This window comes from Bacillus sp. FDAARGOS_1420, assembly GCF_019344915.1.
GTDB lineage: Bacteria > Bacillota > Bacilli > Bacillales > Bacillaceae_G > Bacillus_A > Bacillus_A mycoides.
In genome coordinates this window covers 865,001-867,500 of sequence record NZ_JAHWJB010000001.1, presented here as the reverse complement: position 1 = coordinate 867,500, position 2,500 = coordinate 865,001, and the positions used below count along the sequence as shown (strand labels likewise).

Here is a 2,500-nt window from a genome sequence, read left to right as displayed (position 1 = left end):
GCGCACGGTGGATGCCTTGACACTAGGAGTCGATGAAGGACGGGACTAACGCCGATATGCTTCGGGGAGCTGTAAGTAAGCTTTGATCCGAAGATTTCCGAATGGGGAAACCCACTATACGTAATGGTATGGTATCCTTACCTGAATACATAGGGTATGGAAGACAGACCCAGGGAACTGAAACATCTAAGTACCTGGAGGAAGAGAAAGCAAATGCGATTTCCTGAGTAGCGGCGAGCGAAACGGAATCTAGCCCAAACCAAGAGGCTTGCCTCTTGGGGTTGTAGGACATTCTATACGGAGTTACAAAGGAACGAGGTAGACGAAGCGACCTGGAAAGGTCCGTCACAGAGGGTAATAACCCCGTAGTCGAAACTTCGTTCTCTCTTGAATGTATCCTGAGTACGGCGGAACACGTGAAATTCCGTCGGAATCTGGGAGGACCATCTCCCAAGGCTAAATACTCCCTAGTGATCGATAGTGAACCAGTACCGTGAGGGAAAGGTGAAAAGCACCCCGGAAGGGGAGTGAAAGAGATCCTGAAACCGTGTGCCTACAAATAGTCAGAGCCCGTTAATGGGTGATGGCGTGCCTTTTGTAGAATGAACCGGCGAGTTACGATCCCGTGCGAGGTTAAGCTGAAGAGGCGGAGCCGCAGCGAAAGCGAGTCTGAATAGGGCGTTTAGTACGTGGTCGTAGACCCGAAACCAGGTGATCTACCCATGTCCAGGGTGAAGTTCAGGTAACACTGAATGGAGGCCCGAACCCACGCACGTTGAAAAGTGCGGGGATGAGGTGTGGGTAGCGGAGAAATTCCAATCGAACCTGGAGATAGCTGGTTCTCCCCGAAATAGCTTTAGGGCTAGCCTTAAGTGTAAGAGTCTTGGAGGTAGAGCACTGATTGAACTAGGGGTCCTCATCGGATTACCGAATTCAGTCAAACTCCGAATGCCAATGACTTATCCTTAGGAGTCAGACTGCGAGTGATAAGATCCGTAGTCAAGAGGGAAACAGCCCAGATCGCCAGCTAAGGTCCCAAAGTGTGTATTAAGTGGAAAAGGATGTGGAGTTGCTTAGACAACTAGGATGTTGGCTCAGAAGCAGCCACCATTTAAAGAGTGCGTAATAGCTCACTAGTCGAGTGACTCTGCGCCGAAAATGTACCGGGGCTAAATACACCACCGAAGCTGCGAATTGATACCAATGGTATCAGTGGTAGGGGAGCGTTCTAAGTGCAGTGAAGTCAGACCGGAAGGACTGGTGGAGCGCTTAGAAGTGAGAATGTCGGTATGAGTAGCGAAAGACGGGTGAGAATCCCGTCCACCGAATGCCTAAGGTTTCCTGAGGAAGGCTCGTCCGCTCAGGGTTAGTCAGGACCTAAGCCGAGGCCGACAGGCGTAGGCGATGGACAACAGGTTGATATTCCTGTACCACCTCTTTATCGTTTGAGCAATGGAGGGACGCAGAAGGATAGAAGAAGCGTGCGATTGGTTGTGCACGTCCAAGCAGTTAGGCTGATAAGTAGGCAAATCCGCTTATCGTGAAGGTTGAGCTGTGATGGGGAAGCTCCTTATGGAGCGAAGTCTTTGATTCCCCGCTGCCAAGAAAAGCTTCTAGCGAGATAAAAGGTGCCTGTACCGCAAACCGACACAGGTAGGCGAGGAGAGAATCCTAAGGTGTGCGAGAGAACTCTGGTTAAGGAACTCGGCAAAATGACCCCGTAACTTCGGGAGAAGGGGTGCTTTCTTAACGGAAAGCCGCAGTGAATAGGCCCAAGCGACTGTTTAGCAAAAACACAGGTCTCTGCGAAGCCGTAAGGCGAAGTATAGGGGCTGACACCTGCCCGGTGCTGGAAGGTTAAGGAGAGGGGTTAGCGTAAGCGAAGCTCTGAACTGAAGCCCCAGTAAACGGCGGCCGTAACTATAACGGTCCTAAGGTAGCGAAATTCCTTGTCGGGTAAGTTCCGACCCGCACGAAAGGTGTAACGATTTGGGCACTGTCTCAACCAGAGACTCGGTGAAATTATAGTACCTGTGAAGATGCAGGTTACCCGCGACAGGACGGAAAGACCCCGTGGAGCTTTACTGTAGCCTGATATTGAATTTTGGTACAGTTTGTACAGGATAGGCGGGAGCCATTGAAACCGGAGCGCTAGCTTCGGTGGAGGCGCTGGTGGGATACCGCCCTGACTGTATTGAAATTCTAACCTACGGGTCTCATCGACCCGGGAGACAGTGTCAGGTGGGCAGTTTGACTGGGGCGGTCGCCTCCTAAAGTGTAACGGAGGCGCCCAAAGGTTCCCTCAGAATGGTTGGAAATCATTCGTAGAGTGCAAAGGCATAAGGGAGCTTGACTGCGAGACCTACAAGTCGAGCAGGGACGAAAGTCGGGCTTAGTGATCCGGTGGTTCCGCATGGAAGGGCCATCGCTCAACGGATAAAAGCTACCCCGGGGATAACAGGCTTATCTCCCCCAAGAGTCCACATCGACGGGGAGGTTT

The 2,500-nt window shown here is 51.7% G+C and carries 1 rRNA gene (only partly in view); it reads left to right on the top strand.

From position 1 onward, the window contains the following. Window positions 1–2,500: ribosomal RNA gene (locus I6L50_RS04625) — 23S ribosomal RNA — on the top strand (it extends past both window edges: 16 nt to the left, 406 nt to the right).